Genomic DNA, 17,380 nt, shown 5'->3' with positions numbered 1-17,380 from the left:
GTCGAGCACCCCACGCCCGCTCGTCCCAGGGGATGAGACGCGGGGAACGGGCAGGCTCCCCTCTGGCGGCGATCCCACCGCCTGTGCTCGAATGACCGTGTCCCGTGGTCTCAGTGCGCGGGACACAGAGCCCTCGTCCCGACCAGGAGACGCGATGACGACCACGCTGGCCGGCCGCGACTGGCTGGAGCTGACCCGGCCCGCAGCCGAGCGCGTGGAGCGGCTGCTGGCCGCGCTGACGCTGGAGGAGAAGGCCGGCCAGCTGCACCTGGCCGGGGACCTCGACGCCGACACGTCCCGGGCGGAGATCGCCGCCGGACGGGTGGGAGCCGGCATCCTCTCCGACGGCGCGCACCCGGACGGGACCGGCCGGGGCTCCTCCCTGGCCCGGACGGCCGCCGCCTGCCAGCAGGTGGCCCGGGAGGAGTCGCGGCTGGGCGTCCCGCTGCTGCTGGGCAGTGATGTCGTGCACGGGCTGCGGACCACCTTCCCGATCCCGCTCGGGCTGGCGTCCACCTGGGACCCCGAGCTCGTCGCCGCCTGCGCGGCCAGCGCGGCGGCCGAGGCCGGCGCCGAGGGGCTGCACCTGACCTTCGCCCCGATGGTCGACCTGGCCTCGGAGCACCGCTGGGGCCGGATCGGGGAGACCGCGGGCGACGAGCCGCTGCTGGCCAGCCGGATGGGTGCCGCGGCCGTCGCCGGCTTCCAGCGGGGCGGACGGTTCGCCGCGGCGGCCAAGCACTTCTGCGGCTACGGCCTGGTGCAGGCCGAGCGCGACCACGAGACGCTGCCCGTCGGGCCCGGCGCCCTGCACAACCTGCACCTCCGTCCCTTCCGCGCCGCGCACGAGGCGGGCGTCACCGCCGTGATGGTCGGCTTCCACGACGTCGACGGCGTCCCGATGCACGCCCACCGGTCGCTGGTCCGCGACCTGCTCAAGGACGGCTGGGGGTTCGCCGGGGTGGTGGTCAGCGACTGGGACGGCATCGGGCAGCTGGTCCACCAGGGGGTGGCCGTCGACCTCCGGGACGCCGCGCGGCAGGCGATCCTCGCCGGGATCGACCTCGACATGGCCTCGGGCGCCTACCGCGCGCACCTGCCGGAGCTGGTGAGCAGCGGGGCCGTCGACCTCGCCCTGCTCGACGACGCCGTACGGCGGGTGCTCCGCCTCAAGCTGCGCGCCGGGCTGCTGGACCCCCAGGGCGGGAGCCCGCCGGATCCGGCGGCCGGCGCCGCCACCCCGGAGGCGACCGCCCTCGCCCGGCGGGTCGCGGCGTCGTCGACGGTGCTGCTGAAGAACAGCGGGGTGCTGCCCCTGCACGGCAACGTGGGCAGCGTCCACCTCTGCGGCCCCTTCGTCGAGGACGCGCAGGCCCTGCTCGGCGCCTGGGTGCCGCAGCCCGGGCAGGCCGGCGCCGGACCGACCCTGGCGGACGCCGCCGCCGAGCGGCTGGGGACCGGCACCCTGGTGGTGTCCGACGGCCGGTTCAGCGACCTGGCCGTCCGGCGGGCCGAGACGGCGGACCTGACGGTGGCCGTGGTCGGCGAGCACCCCAGCCGCAGCGGCGAGGACCGTTGCCTGCCCACCGCCGACCTGCCGGTGGGCCAGCTCGAGCTGCTCCAGGCCCTGGCGGCGGTGGGCAAACCCGTGGTGGTCGTCGTCGTGACCGCCCGGCCGCTGGACCTGCGGCCGGTGCTGAGGCTGGCCGACGCCGTGCTGCTGGCCTGGCACCCCGGCGGCCAGGCCGGCCCGGCGCTGGCCGACGTGCTGTTCGGCGCGTCCGCGCCCACGGGCCGGCTGCCGGTGAACCTGCCGCGGATGGAGCCGCAGGGGGCCAGCGGCACGTTCGAGCGGACGACCGGGCGCCGGATGGGTCGCTCCCGCGACGCCAAGTTCGGCCACTACCTGAACGCCCTCGGGTCCCCCGAGCTCTCGCTCGGCTTCGGCCTGACCTACACCACGTTCGTCCACTCCGGCCTGGAGCTCAGCCGCGACGTGCTGCCGATCCGCGGTGGTGGAGCGGTCCGGGCCACGGTCGAGGTGGCCAACACCGGCGCCCGGGCCGGCCGGGAGGTGGTCCAGCTGTACCTGCGCGACCTGGTGGCCGACGTCGTGCGGCCGCTGCTCGAGCTGTGCGACTGGCAGGCCGTCGAGCTGGGGCCGGGCGAGTCCACCAAGGTCACGTTCCGGGTCACCGCGGACGCCTTCGCCTACTGGGACCGCGACCTCCGTCGCCGCGTCGACCCCGGGGAGGTCGAGCTGGTCGTCGGGCCCAACGCCGCCCGGGGCAGCAGCGCCCGTCTGGTGATCGCGTGATCGAGCTGCGGGACCACCGGATCCTGGTCGACGGTCGCCCGGTGGTCGTCGTGGCCGGTGAGGTGCACTACTTCCGCCTGCGGCGGGCGGAGTGGTCGAGCCGGCTGGACCTGCTGGTCGAGGCGGGCTGCAGCTGCGTCTCCTCCTACATCCCCTGGCTGTTCCACGAGCTGCCCGACGGCAGCCTCGACCTGACCGGTCGCACCCGGCCCGAACGCGACCTCGGCGCGTTCGTCGACCTGTGCGCGGAGCGGGGGCTGACCTTCCTGGCCCGCCCCGGCCCCTTCGTCATGGCCGAGCTCAAGAACGAGGGGCTCCCCTACCGGCTCTACACCGAGCACCCCGAGATCGTCCCCGTCGGCTGGGACGGTGTCCCGGCCCCCACCCGGACGGTCGACTACCTCGCCCCCGCCTTCCTGGCCGAGGTCGAGCACTGGTACGCCGGCGTCATGCCCGTGCTGGCCGCCCGGCTGCAGCCGGCCGGCGGACCGGTCCTGGCGGTCCAGCTCGACAACGAGGTGGGCATGCTGGCCTGGGTGAGCGGCTCCCCCGATCTCACCGACCACCTGCTCGGAGAGCTGCGGCGCTGGTGCGCCGACCGCTACGGTGCCGGGCTCGCGGGGCGCTACCCGGGGGTCGACGACGACGGCTGGGCCGCCGCCGTCCGCTCCCCGCAGGAGACCTGGGCCGCCGCGCTGCGCGTCGACCTGGGCTGGTTCCTGCGCGAGCGCTTCGCCCGCTACGTCGACGTGCTGGCCGGACTGGCCCGGCGGTACGGCATCGACGGCGTCCCCTTCCTCGTCAACATCCACGGCACCGAGGGGGGCAACGGGGTGCCGTTCGCCCTCGGGGTCAGCCAGCTCTACCGCTCCTACGCCGGCCGCCCCGGGTTCGCCGCCGGCTCCGACCACTACCTCGGCGACCTGTCGGCCGGCGTCCTGGCCGACCTGCACTTCATCGGCGCCACCATGGCCGCGGTGAACGGCGTCGACCAGCCGCTGACCTCCCTGGAGTTCGAGGCCGGGACCGGCGACTACGGCGGCGGCCTGGAGCAGCTGCACGACCCGGCCACCGTTGACCTGAAGACCCGGCTCTGCCTCGCCCAGGGACACCGGCTGGTCAACTACTACCTGCTGGCCGGCGGGGTGAACCCGCCGCTCGACCTGCCCGTCGGTGACGGCGACGACCGGCTCTCCTTCACCGGGGAGCGGCACGGCAGCGCCGCTCCCATCGGTCCCCGCGGCGAGCGCGGGCTCACCTTCGCCGCCACGGCCGCCGTCGCCGCGGCCGTCCGGACGCACGGCGACTGGCTGGCCGACCTCGACGAGGAGCACGACGACGTCGCCGTCGGGTTCTGGCCCGACGCCTTCCTCACCGAGCACACCCACCCCGGCAGCGCGGTCATGAGGGCCCTCGTCGACGACCTGACCGCCCACCGCGGCCCCGGACCCCGCGGAGCGCTCTGGCGTTCCCTGCTGCTCGCCGGCGTCCGGTTCGGGGCCACGGACCTCCAGGACCCGGCCCGCCGGCTGCCGCGCACGGTGGCGCTGGCCTCCGGCCGGGTGCTCGACGCCGCGGTCCAGCGACGACTGGCCGACCACGTGCTCGGCGGCGGGTCGCTGCTCCTGCTGGGCCGCCTGCCGCAGCGCGACCCCGAGGACCGGGCCTGCACGGTGCTGGCCGACGCGCTGGGCCTGACGCCAGGGGTGCGGTCGACCGACGACGCGTCGCACCACCCCTCGCTGGTCGGGCACGGGGCGGCGGCGGGCCTGCCCGAGACGCGGGTGGGCTGGCTGGACGAGCTCGTCGCGCCGGCCGGCTCACCCCTGTTCACCGACGTCGAGGGCCGGGTCTGCGGCGCCACCCTGACCGCGGGCACCGGCCGGGCCGTCGTCATCACCGCGGAGCTGCCCGCCCGGCCCGAGCTCGTCACGGCCCTGCTGACCTGGCTGGGCTCCCCGCCCGCCCTGCGGCTGCGCACGGACGTGCCCGGTGTGCTGGCCCTCAGCGGTGCGCGGCCGGGAGGCGGCCGGCTGCTGCACCTGCTCAACCCCACCGGGTACGCCGCGACCGTGCGGCTGGACGCCGGCGATCCGACCGGACTGCTCGACCAGCCGCTCCGGCTGCCGCCGCGCACCGGCTGGATGCTGCCCCTCGGGCTCGAGCTGCCGGGCCTCGCCACCGTCGTCGCGAGCAACGCGGAGGTCGCCGAGGTCGGTCCCGACCGGGTGCGGTTCCGTCCCGGGCTCCAGGACCGCACGGAGGTCTGGTTGCGGACCGACCGGGTGGTCCAGGCGTCCGAGGTCCGCACGGTCGACGGGTCGGTCGTCGTGAGCGGCCCGGCCGACGCCGACCTCCTGGTCAGGTTCGGCCCGGCGCGGGGTCTCCGCCCGCGGTCGTCCTGAACGTCGCCGACGTCCGTCTCGTCTAGCGGGCGAGGGGCGCACGGGGGCGCGAGGCGGAGGTGGCCATGAGGGTGCTGCGACGGGGGCCGCTGCTGGGGCTGGCGGGTCAGGAGGCCCTGCTCGTCGGGCTCGACCGGACCGTCGGGCTGGGCGCGGCGGGCTGGGTGGTCGGCCTGGTGGTCGGGCTGGTCACCGTGCTGGCCCTGACGACGGGGCTCGAGAGGACCGCGACCCCGCGGCTGGGTCCGGCGGACCGGGTCACCCTGGTCCGGGTGGTGCTCACGGGCGGTGTCGCCGCCCTGGCAGCCGACGCCCTGGTCGGACCGCCGGCGCCGGGTGCCCTCGTCGGGCTGGCGGTGCTGGGACTGGTGCTCGACGGCGTCGACGGCCGGGTCGCCCGGCGGACCGGGACCGCCTCCGCCTTCGGGGCGCGCTTCGACGTGGAGGCCGACGCCCTGCTCGTCCTCGTGCTCAGCCTGCACGTGGCCCGCGACCTCGGGGCCTGGGTGCTCCTCATCGGCGCCGCCCGCTACCTGTTCGTGCTGGCGGGCTGGCTGCTGCCCTGGCTGGGGGCGGCGCTGCCACCCCGCCCCTGGCGGAAGGTGGTGGGGGTGGGCCAGGCCGCCGCCCTGCTGCTCGCCGCCAGCGGGCTGGTGCCGCCGCTCGCGGCCGGCGCCGTCGTCGCCCTCGCCCTGCTGCTGCTCGCCGAGTCGTTCGGCCGCGATGCCCTCTGGCTCCACCGGCACCGACCAGCTCTGGTGAGTAAGGCGTTGCTTTCGTAAGCAAGATCTGACACATTGGGGTGGTGAACCCGTTCGAGGTGCTCGCCGACCCGGTGCGCCGCCGGCTGCTGGAGCTGCTCACCGCCGGCGCCCAGACGGCCGGGGCGCTGACCGACGCCGTCGGGACCGAGTTCGGGATCACCCGGCCCGCCGCCTCCCAGCACCTGCGCGTGCTGCGGGAGAGCGGGCTGGTCACGGTCCAGCCGCTCGGCACCCGGCGTGTCTACACCGTCCGGACCGCGCCGCTCGACGAGGTCGGCCGGTGGCTCGCCCAGTTCGCCGGCGACCTCGGCCGGGGCCTGGACGCCCTGGAGACCGAGCTGGCCCGGGGACGGCGCGAGCGCCGGACGACCACCACCCCGCAGCAGTCCCCCTCACCGGCCCGGAAGGACACGGCATGATCGACCTGCAGCACGCCATCGCCGCCACCACCCGCGAGGTCAACCTCGTGGACGGCCCGGACGGGGAGGACGTCCGCGTCCTCCTCCGCCGCCGCTACCGGGGCGCCGTCCCGGACATCTGGGACGCCCTCACCACCCCCGACCGGCTCGCGCGGTGGTTCCTGCCGGTGACCGGCGACCTCACCGTCGGCGGCTCGTTCCAGCTGGAGGGGAACGCCGGCGGCGACGTGCTGGCCTGCGAGCCGCCGCACCGCTTCCGGGTCACCTTCGGCGGCCCGACCAGCGTCGTCGAGGTGCGCCTGCGACCGGCCGACGAGCCGGGGGCCACGCTCGTCGAGGTGCAGCACACGGTGCCGCGGGCGCTGGCCGGCAGCGGGGCCGGCGCCCTCTACGCCGGCCCGGGCTGGGACGAGGCACTGCTGCACCTCGGGCTGCTGCTGGAGCAGGACCCACCGGTCCGCGCCACCCCGGAGCAGGACGCGGAGCTGGGCCGGCGCAGCGTCCCGGCCTGGGTCGAGGTGGTCCGCGCCTCGGGGACCGCGACGAGCGAGGAGGTCGAGGAGGCGGCGGCGGTGGCCGCGGCCCAGTACGCGCCCGACCCGGTGGGCTGAACCCCGCTCAGACGCTCAGCAGCACCGTCACCACGTCACCCTCGGCCAACCCCTCGGCCCGCCGGACGTCCGCCTTGACGGGCACGACGTAGCGGTCCTCCTGCGGCCACAGGGACGTCGTCCAGGTGGTGCCCCCGACGGTGGCGGTGACCGGCACCATGCCCCAGCCGTAGCTCAGCGAGGCCGCGGCCTCCCGCAGGTCGAGGCTCTCCTCCTCGGGCACCGTGACGAAGAACCAGGGCGCCGGTCCGCGCCAGTACCAGAGCTCGCCGGTGATCTCCCAGGTCACGGGGTCAGCCTAGGCAACCGGCCACCCCGACGCGGGCCGGCGGGCCGGCCCTGGCAGGCTCGGCCCCGTCAGCCGACGCCCGTGACCGCCCTCGACCAGGAGCACGATGACCGTGAACCAGGAGTCCGCCCCCGCCACCACCACGCCCGACGGCCCGGTGCGCGGCGTCCTCGACCTCGACCTCCCCGGCCCCACCATCAGCCGGCACCTCTACGGCCACTTCGCCGAGCACCTCGGCCGCTGCATCTACGGGGGGTTCTTCGTCGGCGAGGACTCCCCGCTGCCGAACGAGGGCGGGATCCGGCTCGACGTCGTCGAGGCCCTCAAGGCCCTGGCGATCCCCAACCTGCGCTGGCCGGGCGGCTGCTTCGCCGACGAGTACCACTGGCGCGACGGCGTGGGTCCCCGCGACCAGCGGCCGACGATGGTGAACAGCCACTGGGGCGACGTCGTCGAGGACAACAGCTTCGGGACCCACGAGTTCATGGCCCTGTGCGAGCTGCTCGGCGCCGAGCCCTACGTGTCGGCCAACGTCGGCAGCGGCACCGTGCACGAGACCAGCGACTGGGTGGAGTACCTGACCCGGGCCGACGACAGCCCGATGGCGCGGCTGCGGCGGCAGAACGGCCGCGAGGAGCCGTGGCCGGTGACCTACTGGGGGCTGGGCAACGAGCCGTGGGGCTGCGGGGGCGGCATGCGCGCCGAGTTCTACGCCGACCTGGCCCGCCAGTTCGGCACCTACAGCCGCGACCACGGGGACAACCGGCTGTACCGGATCGCCGCCGGGGCGGCCGACGCCGACTACCACTGGACCGAGACGCTGATGAGGGGTCTCGGCCACCAGCTCGGCGGCCGCTCGGGGCCGCGGCACGGGTCCGGCCTCTACCAGGCGGTCTCCTTCCACTACTACACGGTGCCCGGGCCCTGGCAGCACAAGGGCAGCGCCACCGAGTTCGACACCGAGGAGTACTACCGGACCCTGCACCAGGCCCAGCGGCTGCGCGGCACCCTGGCGGGGCACGCCGCGGTCATGGACGCCTACGACCCGCAGCGGACCGTCGGGCTGGTGCTCGACGAGTGGGGCACCTGGTTCGACGTCGAGCCGGGCACCAACCCCGGCTTCCTGTTCCAGCAGAACACCCTGCGCGACGCCCTGGTCGCCGGCGTGCACTTCGACGCCTTCCACGACCACGCGGAGCGGTTGGTGATGGCCAACATCGCGCAGACGGTCAACGTGCTGCAGGCGATGATCCTCACCGACGGCGAGGCCATGGTGCTCACCCCGACGTACCACGTCTTCGCGATGAACCAGGGCCACCACGACGCCGCACGGCTGCCCCTGGCCCTGCGGGGTGTCGGTTCCCGCGGGGAGGGCGAGGCGGCGGTCGAGCTGGTGTCGGCCTCCGCCAGCCGCAAGGGTTCGAGCGTGCTCGTGTCGCTGACGAACCTGGACGCCGACGAGCCCGTCACCGTGGCGCTGGACCTGCGCGGGGCGGGGGTCGGCGAGGCCGTCGGCCAGCTGCTGGCCGCCCCGCGGCTGAGCGCGCACAACACGCCGGAGGCCCCCGAGAGCGTCCGCCCGGCGCCGCTGACCGACCTCCGGCTGGAGGACGGGACCCTCACGGTGCAGCTGCCGGCCCACTCCTTCGCGACGGTGCAGCTGACCCTGCAGGGGTGACGGCCGGAACTGTCAGTGGTCGCGCCTAGCGTCGGGGCAACTGATCGCCCCGCAGCGAGGAGCCCGCCATGACCGCCGCCGCCGTCCCCCGGACCTACCCGCCGGGCGTGCCCAGCTGGGTCGACACCGAGCAGCCCGACGTGCCGGCCGCGCTCGACTTCTACGCCGGCCTGCTGGGCTGGTCCTTCACCGACGCCACCCCGCCGGGCGCGCCCAGCCGGTACGTCATCGCCGCCCTCGACGGGCGCGACGTCGCGGCCGTGGGCCAGGCCGGGGAGGGGGTCGGACCGGCCGCCTGGCACACCTACGTCGCGACGGCCGACGCCGACGCCACGACGGCAAGGCTGGCCGGGCTCGGTGCCGACGTGCTCAGCCACCCGGCCGACGCCGGACCCGGCGGGCGGCTGGCCGTCCTGGCCGACCCGGAGGGCGCCGAGCTCCGGCTCTGGCAGGCCCGGCGGCGGCTCGGGGTGCAGCTGGCCAACGTGCCCGGGGCCTGGAACTTCAGCGACCTGCACACGGATGATCCCGACGGCGCCCAGCGCTTCTACGGAGCCGGCTTCGGCTGGCGGTTCCAGCCGGCCGGGCCCGGCGCCACCTCGGTCCTGGTGGACGGCTACGGCGACCACCTGGCGGCCACCAGCGACCCGGGCATCCGGAGGCGGCAGGCCGCCGCACCACCCGGCTTCGCCGACGTCGTCGCCGGGATGACGGGTCGGGAGCCGGACGAGCCACCCCACTGGCACGTGGTGTTCTCGGTCGAGGACCGGGACCGGGCGGCGGCTCGGGCGGTCGAGCTCGGGGGGGTGCTGCTCGGCACCGGGGAGTCGGCCTGGACGCGGCGGGCCCGGATCCGCGACCCCCAGGGCGCCACCCTCACCCTCAGCCAGCTCACGCCGCCGGACTAGGTTGGCGCGATGGCCTCCCCGACCCTGCCCAGCCCCACGCCCGGCGCCGTCACCGCCCTCGTCGGCGCGCTGCTGGATCTCCGGACGTGGCAGGCCTTCGACGTCGACGCGGACGGCCGGGTGCTGGCCGGGCACGACGAGCGGGGCAGCGTGCAACTCGTGGAGATCGACCCCGACGGCACCCGCACCGCGCTGACCGACCTGCCGTCGCGCTGCACCGGCCGCTACGTGCCGGGTCGTCGTCAGGTCGTGGTGCAGCACGACCAGGGCGGGGACGAGAACATGCAGCTCTCGCTGCTGGACCTCGCGACCCGCCCCACGACGCCGCGGACCCTGGAGCAGCTGACGCCGCTGGTCGCCGACCCCGCCTTCATGCACGTGCTCCGCGACGTCACCCCGGAGCATCTCGTCTACTCGACCAACCGCCGCAACGCCGTCGACATGGACGTGGTGGTGCGGTCCTGGGACACGGGGCAGGAGGAGACCGTCTGGGACGGCGGCGGCTACGTCGCCGACACGGTGGTCGCCCACGACGGCCGCTCGGTGGCGGTGACCGCCCTCAGCCTGCAACCGGCCTCGACGCTGGTGTTCCTCGCCGGTCCCCGGGCGGTCGGCGACGGCCAGGTGACCGACCCGGACGAGCACGCGGCGCACCACTGCGGCGGCTGGACCGCCGACGACGAGGGTCTGGTGCTGTCCTCCAACCACGGGCGCGAGTTCAGCGCCGTCGTCCGGGTGGCGCTGGACGGCTCCACCTGGAGCACGCTCGTCGCGGACGACGAGCACGACCTCGAGGTCCGGCCCTCGCCCGACGGGACGGCGCTGGTGGTCGGCCGGCTGGTCGACGGGGCCACCGAGCTGGCCGTGCACGAGGCGGACGGGACGCTGCGCTGCCCCGTCCTCCTGGAGCAGCGCGGGGTGGCGGACGTGGTGTGGGCCACCGACTCCTCCCGCTTCGTCCTGACGTTCTCCAGCCCGACGGTGCCGGGCTCGCTGCTCACCGTCGACGCGGCGACGGGTGCGGTGAGCACCGTCGTGGACGGCCGGGAGGGCGTGCCCGCCGAGCTCGCCGCCGGGCTGGTGGAGCCCACCGCGCACCGGGTGCCGACGCCGGACGGGGAGCGGGTCCCGTGCTTCGTCTACACCCCCCGGGCGGCGGCGCCCGCGCTGGCGGGTGCCGCGGTGGTGCTGGTGCACGGCGGCCCCGAGGGCGCGTCGACGCTGCTGTTCTCCCCGGTCGTCCAGGCGCTGGTCGGCAGCGGCTTCACCGTCCTGGTGCCCAACGTCCGGGGCTCGGTCGGCTACGGCAAGCGGTGGTACAGCCTGGACGACGTCGACCTGCGGCTGGACTCGGTGGCCGACCTGGCGGCGCTGCACGCCTGGCTGCCCGCGCTCGGCCTGGACCCGGCGCGGGCGGCGCTCTGGGGCGGTTCGTACGGCGGCTACATGGTGCTGGCCGGCACCACCATGCAGCCGGACCTGTGGGCAGCCGGGGTCGACATCGTCGGCATCTCGTCGCTGGTCACGTTCCTGGAGAACACCTCGGGCTACCGGCGGGCGTACCGGGAGCGGGAGTACGGCAGCCTGGCGCACGACCGCGAGCTGCTGGTCCGCGCCTCGCCGCTGACCTACCTCGACCAGCTGCGGGCCCCGCTGTTCGTCATCCACGGCGCCAACGACCCGCGGGTGCCCCTGTCCGAGGCCGAGCAGATCGTCGAGGCCCTCGCCGCCCGGGGCATCCCGCACGAGCTCAAGGTCTACGCCGACGAGGGTCACGGGCTCGCCAAGCGGGCCAACCGGAAGGACGCCTACCCGGCGGCGATCGGCTTCCTGGTGGCACGGCTGGGTCGCTGACGACCGGCGTCAGACCCGGCCGACGGCCCCCCACGCGGTCGCCTCGAGGGTGAACGGCGCCGGCGGCAGGAGCTGCCGGCAGCGGTCGCGCAGCGTCGCCCGGGCGACCCCGTCCAGGCGTGCGACGTGCGCGCCCGCCGGCCCCACCCCGAGCGTGAAGGGCTCCCACCACTCCTCCGCGTCGACGAACGTCCGGGCGACGGTCACGCTGAACGGCTGCACGTCGACCAGCCCGGCGGACCCGGCGAGCTCCACGAGGTGTCCCTCGCGGGTCCCGGGGAGGTCGGACTCGCCGCGGGCGGCGGGGTCGAGGTCGCTCACGGCCCGCCAGAACAGGGCGAGCGGCCCGCCGCCCCCGGCGTGGTCCCAGACGGTGGTCACCACCCGGCCGCCGGGACGGGTGACCCGGCGCATCTCGGCGAGCCCGCGGACCGGGTCGGTCAGGAAGTGCACGACCAGCTGGGCCGCGGTGAGGTCGTAGGTCGCGTCGGGGAACGGCAGGGCCTCGGCCGACGCCCGCTGCACGGTGACCCCGGGCAGCCGGGCCCGCAGCGCCTCGACGAAGGGCGGCGAGGGGTCGACGGCGGTGACGGCCCCGGCTCCGAGGGCGGCGACCAGCACGGCGGTGAGGGCACCCGGCCCGCTGCCGACGTCCAGCGCCCGCTGGCCCGGCGCCAGACCGAGATGGGGCTCCGACCGGACCGCCAACGGCTCCGACCAGCGCCCCATGAAGCGGCCGTAGGCCTCGGCCGCGACGGCGAACGTCACCCGGCCAGCCTAGGCGTCACGGGCCCGACCGGGGATGCCGACCGGCCGTGCCGACGGGGCGCCCGGTGCAACGGCGCCGCTCAGCCGACCCTCGCCGTACGGTGGCGGGGCCAGCGCTCCTGGCGGCGCCGGCCGGACGAGGAGGTGACCGGTGGAGCACGACGTCATCGTGGTCGGGGTCGGCGGGATGGGGGCGGCCGCGGCGGACGCCCTGGCCGGGCGCGGCCAGCGGGTCCTCGCCCTCGAGCAGTTCGGCCTGGCGCACGCCCGTGGGTCCAGCCACGGCAGCACCCGGATCGTCCGCCAGGCCTACTTCGAGAGCCCCGACTACCTGCCGCTGCTCCGGCGCGCCTACCAGCTGTGGGACGCCCTGCCGCCGGCTCTGGCGCTGCACCGCGTGGGCTGCCTGGTGCTGGGCCACGCCGACTCACCGGTGCTCACGGGGGCCGCGGCGACGGCGGCCCGCTGCGGCGTCGCCGTGCAGACCCTCACGGCCGCGGAGGTGCGCCGCCGCTTCCCCGCCTTCCGTCCCGGCGACGACGAGGCCGCGCTGCTGGAACCCGACGCCGGCTTCGTGCGTCCCGAGCTGACGGTCGCCCACCTGGCCGGCCGCGCCCGGCAGCGCGGCGCGCGGGTCCTCACCGACCAGCGGGTGCTGGCCTGGGAGGTCACCGGTGACGGTGTCGCCGTGCGGACGCGGGACGCCGTGCACCGGGCCGCGCGGCTGGTGCTGGCCGCCGGGGCCTGGACGCCGGCGCTCGCCGGGTCGCTCGGGATCCCGATCCGCGTCGAGCGCCGGGTGATGCACTTCTTCACCCCGTCGGAGCCCGGCCGCTTCGCACCGGCCCGCATGCCGACCTTCATCTGGGACCTGGCCGCCGGGGACTCCCTCTACGGTTTCCCGCTCGACGGGGCCGACGGCGTGAAGGTGGGCTTCCACAACCGCGGGCCGGTCATCGACCCGGACCGGCTCCAGCCCGACGGCTCCGCGGAGGAGGTCGACGAGATGCGCGCCGTCCTCGACCGGCACCTGCCCGGCGCAGCGGGGCGGCTGGTCCGCAGCACCGGCTGCCTGTACGCGAGCACCCCCGACGAGGACTTCGTGCTGGGACTCGTCCCGGGGCTGGACGACCGGGTCGTGGTCGCGGCCGGCTTCTCCGGGCACGGCTTCAAGTTCGTGCCGGTGGTCGGGGAGGTCGTCGCCGACCTGGTGGTCGAGGGCACCACCCCCTTCGACCTCGGGTTCCTGGCCCCCACCCGGTTCGCGGCCACCGCAGACCCCTGACCGCTGCGACCGCCGGCGGGCGCCCGTGCCCCGGCGACGGTGGACTAGAGCCGGCGCAGGCTGGTGGTGAGGTGCTCCCGGAAGCCGGCGGGGTCCACGCCGAGTGCGACCCGGGCGTTGACGTCGGCGTCGAGCCGGTCGGCGACCACGACGCCCCGGGCCACCCCGTCCAGCTGCACCTCGACGTGGGCGTCGACGAAGTCCAGCAGGTCTGGCCGGGAGACGGCGGCCACGGCCAACGGGTCGTGCAGGGCGCAGGAGCCGGTGCCCGGCTCGGAGGTGGCGGCGAGGTGGTCGATCCAGGCCAGCGAGTACCGGCCGGCGAAGACCGTGAACGGGTGCGGGTCGTCCGCCATCGCCTGCGCCTCGGTCCGGTGGAGGCGGACCTGGCGGGTGACGTCGAGCCCCACCCACCGGGCGACGACGCCGCTCTGCAGCACGATGCGGGCGGCCTCGGGGTCGCTCCACACGTTGAACTCCCCCGGCATGCCGCGGGCGCCGGTGCTGCCGGCGAACACCCCGCCCATCACCACCAGCCCGCCCAGGGCCCCCGCGAAGTCCGGGTCGAGCGCCATCGCCAGGGCGACGTTGGTCAGCGGCCCGACCGCGACCACGGTGACCTCGCCCGGGTGGTCGCGGACCAGTCCGGTCAGCGCCGGCACGGCGTGGCCGGCCCGCGGGGACCGGGCCGTGATCCCCTCGGGCACGGTGCCGAACCGCTCCGCCGGGTGCAGCAGCGCCCGGGCGGCCCCGCGGTGCACGGGCAGGTGCTCGGCACCCAGCCGCTCCAGGAGCTCCAGCGTCAGGGTGGTCGCGGTGGCCACGTCGGTGTTGCCGTTGACGGTCGTGACCAGCGCCAGGTCGATCGCGGGGTCGGCGACGGCGAGGGCGAGGGCGAAGCCGTCGTCGATGTCGCTGCCCGGGGCGCCCATCGCCAGGTCGAGGTCCAGCGCCACCGTGGTCACCATGCCCGAGACGCTACCGCCGCGGCCGGCCGGCCGGGTCCGCGGTCAGGCGTCGTAGCCGGTGCTCGCGCTGGTCCCCTCCCACGCGTCGAGCTGCGCCCGCTGCGCGTCGAGGACGGCCCGGTAGCCGTTCAGGGCGTCCTGGCCGAGCACCAGCAGCGTCGGCGGTTCGTCCGCCTCGACCGCTGCGATGATCGCCGCCGCTGCCTTGGCCGGGTCACCCGGCTGGGTGCCGTGGACCGTGTCGTGCTCCTTGCGTCGGCGACCGGCCGTCTCGGCGTAGTCCGCGATCGGCTCGGCGGCCTGGGTGAGCGAGCGTCCGGCGAAGTCGGTGCGGAACCCGCCGGGTTCGACGACGACGACGGCGATGCCCAGCGGCTGGACCTCCTTGACCAGCGAGGCCGACACCGCCTCCAGCGCCGCCTTGCTGGCCGCGTAGTAGCCGGAGCCGGCGGGCGAGATCTGCGCGCCGATGGAGGAGATGTTGACGACGGTGCCGGACCGGCGGGCGCGCATCCCGGGCAGCACGGCCTTGGTCATGGCGACCGCGCCGAAGAAGTTCGTGGCGAAGAGCTGGGCGACGGCGTCGTCCTCGCCCTCCTCGACGGCGGCCCGGTAGCCGTAGCCGGCGTTGTTGACGAGCACGTCGACCGCGCCGAAGCGCTCCTCCGCGGCCCGCACCGCCGCGGCGACCTGAGCCGCGTCGGTGACGTCGAGCGCCACCGCGAGCGCGGTCTCGGGGAAGGTGTCGGCGAGGTCCTGCACGCGGGCGGCGTCGCGGGCGGTGACCACGACCTGGTCGCCGTGCTCGAGCACCGCCCGGGCCAGGTCGCGGCCCAGGCCGGTGGAGCAGCCGGTGATCAGCCAGGTGGACATGAGGGGTCCTTCCGTCGGGAGCACGCCCGGTGCGTGCCCCCTGACGCTACGGCGTCCGGCACCGCCGCCGGGAGGCCCTGCCGGTACCTCCGGGCCCCCGGACGGAGCAGCGGAGGTGGGCGAGCACGCCGGCCCGTCCCGACCCCGGTCCCGACGGCTCCGAGGTGCCCGCCCGGCCTCAGCCGACCCGGCGGTAGCAGAGGTAGACGACGCCGTTGGCGTAGGCGTCGCTGCGGGCCAGCTCGAGGGTGCCCGGCTCGATCAGCTGGGTGAAGAGCCGCGGCCCGTCGCCGCGGGCGGTCGGGAACACGAACAGGTGCAGCTCGTCGACCAGCCCGTCGGCGAGCATCGCGCGGACCAGCGTCCCGCTGCCGCTCACGTAGAGGTCCCCCTCGACCGACGCCTTGAGCGCGCGGATCGTCTCCGGGTCGTAGCCGCCGACCACCTCCGAGTTGCGCCAGGTGGGTCCGGTGAGGGTCGAGGAGACGACGTACTTGGTGGTGTCGTTGAAGAACGGGGCGCCGGGGTCGTCCTCGACGGTCCGGTCCGCCCAGCCCTGCTCGAACATCGCGTAGGTGGTCCGGCCGAGGAGGATGCCCCCGCAGCGCGCGGTGACCGCGCCGATCGCCTCACCCATCCGCTCGTCGAACCCGTAGTCGAAGGTCCAGCTGGGGGTGTCGATGACCCCGTCCAGGCTGATGAACTCATGGACGTGCACGGCTCCCACGGGAGCTCCTCTCGGTGGTGGTCCCGCCCGCGGACCGGGCAGGACGGTCGGGCTGGCGGTCAGGAGGGGTCGGCGAGCAGCGGTCGCAGGACCGCGGCGAAGCCCTGCGGGTCGGCCATGAAGCCACCGTGGTCGCCGGGGAAGACGGTCGGCGTCACGCCGAGGCGGTCGGCGAGGGCCCGGGCGGAGCGGACGGCGACGCCGGCCCCGCTGGTCGCGCCGACCCCGACCAGCACCCGGGGACCGCCCGAGCGGAGCGCCGCCTCGTCGGGGGCGTAGCGGGTGAACGGCTTGAGCATGCGCAGGAAGAAGAGGGCGTCGTCGGCCTGCTGCTTGGCGGACGGCTCGGGCGGCTGCGGCGGGGCCGTGTCACCGGCCGCTCCGTCCGCCGGCCCGGGTGGCGACCACGCCGCCGGGGGCACCGACGGCCCGGTCAGCTCCCCGTCGTGCACGACGAGCGCCACGAAGCCGCCCCAGGCCGCCCCGGAACCGTGCTGCTCGAAGGCCTCGACGATGCCGTCGGTGACGGCGCGGACGTGCGCGGCGTCCGGCAGCAGGTCGCAGACCGGCGGCTCGTGCGCCACCAGCGTGCGGACGAGCTGCGGGTGCCGGGCCGCGAGCGCCAGTCCGGTGACGGCGCCGCCGCTGCTGGCGACGACGTCGGCCGGCCCGCCGCCCAGGTGGGCGACCAGCAGCGCCAGGTCGTCGGCCTGCACCTCCGGGGTGACCGGCAGGGACGGGTCCTCGACGGTGCTCCGGCCGAGGCCGTGCGGGTCGTAGGTGACGACCGTGTGGTCCGCGGCGAGCAGCTCGGCCAGCGGGGTGAAGGGCTCGGCGGTCATCGGCTGGCCGATCACCAGCACGAGCGGCCCACTCCCCCTGACCTCGTGGTAGAGCTCGCCGCCGGGCACCGCGAGACGTCCGGCGTCCACGGTCGTGGTGGTGCTGGTCATGGGTCCTCCTCAGCTCGTCGTCCGCACGGTAGACCGGGGCACCGACGAGAACTCATCGCCGGGGTCCCGGGCCCGTGCGGCGGGATGTCGAGAACGGGGGTGGCGGCTCCGACGTAGCGGTGCGAGGGTCGAGCGGCCCCGTCCAGACCGAAGGAGCACCCGTGAAGTACGTGATCATGATCCACTCGAACCCCCGCCCCTGGGGGCATCCGACGAGCGACTTCCTGCCCGAGCACCAGGCGTTGCCGGCCGAGCAGCGCGACCGGCTGAACGCCGACTTCGAGAAGCTGCTCAGCGAGCTCTCCGCCTCGGGTGAGCTGGTGGGCGGCGAGGCGCTGGGCGACGCGGCCGACGCCCGGCTCTACCGCTGGGAGACGGGGCGCCCGGTCGCCACCGACGGCCCCTACTCCGAGGCCCGGGAGCACCTGGCCGGGTTCTTCCTGGTCGACGTGGAGAGCCGGCAGCGGGCGGAGGAGATCGCCGCCGTCTTCGCCGGCCCGGGCGAGACCGTCGAGCTGCGGGCCACGATGCACCCGGGGGCCGACGACCAGTGACGCCTCG

At 75.8% G+C, this 17,380-nt stretch carries 16 protein-coding genes; 10 read left to right on the top strand and 6 right to left on the bottom strand.

Features of this window, described 5'->3' with window-relative positions; genetic code table 11:
- Nucleotides 1-154 precede the first annotated feature (154 nt).
- The 5 genes from BLT72_RS09100 to BLT72_RS09080 all read left to right on the top strand — a co-directional run bounded on the left by BLT72_RS09100 (nt 155) and on the right by BLT72_RS09080 (nt 6,516).
- Nucleotides 155-2,317, top strand: coding sequence for a glycoside hydrolase family 3 N-terminal domain-containing protein (locus BLT72_RS09100; protein ID WP_172826050.1), 2,163 nt, complete (start codon nt 155-157; stop codon nt 2,315-2,317).
- Nucleotides 2,314-4,722, top strand: a complete 2,409-nt coding sequence (locus tag BLT72_RS09095; protein WP_172826049.1) for a beta-galactosidase — start codon at nt 2,314-2,316, stop codon at nt 4,720-4,722. Before BLT72_RS09100 ends, BLT72_RS09095 begins: the two co-directional genes overlap by 4 nt.
- 65 nt (nt 4,723-4,787) lie before the next feature.
- The gene (locus BLT72_RS09090) at nt 4,788-5,504 is read left to right on the top strand and encodes a CDP-alcohol phosphatidyltransferase family protein (RefSeq protein ID WP_091412214.1); all 717 of its coding nucleotides are present in this window, start codon (nt 4,788-4,790) and stop codon (nt 5,502-5,504) included.
- Between the two features lie 23 nt (nt 5,505-5,527).
- On the top strand, nt 5,528-5,905 hold the full coding sequence (locus BLT72_RS09085; protein ID WP_091412212.1) for an ArsR/SmtB family transcription factor: 378 nt from the start codon (nt 5,528-5,530) through the stop codon (nt 5,903-5,905).
- The gene (locus tag BLT72_RS09080) at nt 5,902-6,516 is read left to right on the top strand and encodes an SRPBCC domain-containing protein (RefSeq protein ID WP_091412209.1); all 615 of its coding nucleotides are present in this window, start codon (nt 5,902-5,904) and stop codon (nt 6,514-6,516) included. Before BLT72_RS09085 ends, BLT72_RS09080 begins: the two co-directional genes overlap by 4 nt.
- Before the next feature lie 7 nt (nt 6,517-6,523).
- Here the strand turns inward: BLT72_RS09080 and BLT72_RS09075 are convergent, their stop codons facing one another.
- Entirely contained in the window at nt 6,524-6,805 is a 282-nt protein-coding gene (locus BLT72_RS09075; protein WP_091412206.1) for a DUF1905 domain-containing protein, read from the bottom strand.
- A gap of 106 nt (nt 6,806-6,911) precedes the next feature.
- Here BLT72_RS09075 and BLT72_RS09070 point away from each other — a divergent pair, with 106 nt between their 5' ends.
- From BLT72_RS09070 to BLT72_RS09060, 3 genes are all read left to right on the top strand, one after another.
- On the top strand, nt 6,912-8,483 hold the full coding sequence (locus BLT72_RS09070; RefSeq protein ID WP_091412205.1) for an alpha-N-arabinofuranosidase: 1,572 nt from the start codon (nt 6,912-6,914) through the stop codon (nt 8,481-8,483).
- Nucleotides 8,484-8,551: 68 nt separating this feature from the next.
- A complete protein-coding gene (locus BLT72_RS09065; protein ID WP_091412203.1) occupies nt 8,552-9,391 on the top strand; it encodes a VOC family protein in 840 nt (279 codons plus the stop codon).
- A 9-nt stretch (nt 9,392-9,400) separates the two neighbouring features.
- Entirely contained in the window at nt 9,401-11,245 is a 1,845-nt protein-coding gene (locus BLT72_RS09060) for a S9 family peptidase (protein ID WP_091412201.1), read from the top strand.
- Between the two features lie 9 nt (nt 11,246-11,254).
- Here the strand turns inward: BLT72_RS09060 and BLT72_RS09055 are convergent, their stop codons facing one another.
- Nucleotides 11,255-12,013, bottom strand: coding sequence for a class I SAM-dependent methyltransferase (locus BLT72_RS09055; RefSeq protein WP_091412199.1), 759 nt, complete (start codon nt 12,011-12,013; stop codon nt 11,255-11,257).
- A 151-nt stretch (nt 12,014-12,164) separates the two neighbouring features.
- On the opposite strand from BLT72_RS09055, the gene solA reads away from it, so the two are divergent.
- Nucleotides 12,165-13,298, top strand: coding sequence for an N-methyl-L-tryptophan oxidase (gene solA / locus BLT72_RS09050; RefSeq protein WP_091412197.1), 1,134 nt, complete (start codon nt 12,165-12,167; stop codon nt 13,296-13,298).
- A gap of 44 nt (nt 13,299-13,342) precedes the next feature.
- Here the strand turns inward: solA and BLT72_RS09045 are convergent, their stop codons facing one another.
- The 4 genes from BLT72_RS09045 to BLT72_RS09030 form a co-directional block, all read right to left on the bottom strand.
- On the bottom strand, nt 13,343-14,266 hold the full coding sequence (locus BLT72_RS09045; protein ID WP_091412195.1) for a nucleoside hydrolase: 924 nt from the start codon (nt 14,264-14,266) through the stop codon (nt 13,343-13,345).
- 42 nt (nt 14,267-14,308) lie between these two features.
- A complete protein-coding gene (locus tag BLT72_RS09040; RefSeq protein ID WP_091412192.1) occupies nt 14,309-15,139 on the bottom strand; it encodes an oxidoreductase in 831 nt (276 codons plus the stop codon).
- Between the two features lie 178 nt (nt 15,140-15,317).
- The gene (locus tag BLT72_RS09035) at nt 15,318-15,866 is read right to left on the bottom strand and encodes a dihydrofolate reductase family protein (RefSeq protein WP_091412190.1); all 549 of its coding nucleotides are present in this window, start codon (nt 15,864-15,866) and stop codon (nt 15,318-15,320) included.
- Nucleotides 15,867-15,925: 59 nt separating this feature from the next.
- Nucleotides 15,926-16,819 (bottom strand): alpha/beta fold hydrolase, encoded by an 894-nt coding sequence (locus tag BLT72_RS09030; protein WP_091412188.1) that lies wholly within the window; start codon nt 16,817-16,819, stop codon nt 15,926-15,928.
- Nucleotides 16,820-16,980: 161 nt separating this feature from the next.
- Here BLT72_RS09030 and BLT72_RS09025 point away from each other — a divergent pair, with 161 nt between their 5' ends.
- Nucleotides 16,981-17,373, top strand: a complete 393-nt coding sequence (locus BLT72_RS09025) for a YciI family protein (protein ID WP_091412186.1) — start codon at nt 16,981-16,983, stop codon at nt 17,371-17,373.
- The last annotated feature ends 7 nt before the right edge of the window (nt 17,374-17,380 follow it).

The sequence above is a fragment of the Friedmanniella luteola genome (genome assembly GCF_900105065.1).
GTDB classification, from domain to species: Bacteria; Actinomycetota; Actinomycetes; order Propionibacteriales; family Propionibacteriaceae; genus Microlunatus; species Microlunatus luteolus.
The sequence above is the reverse complement of the archived record's forward strand: the minus strand, read 5'-3'. Positions and strand labels throughout refer to the sequence as shown.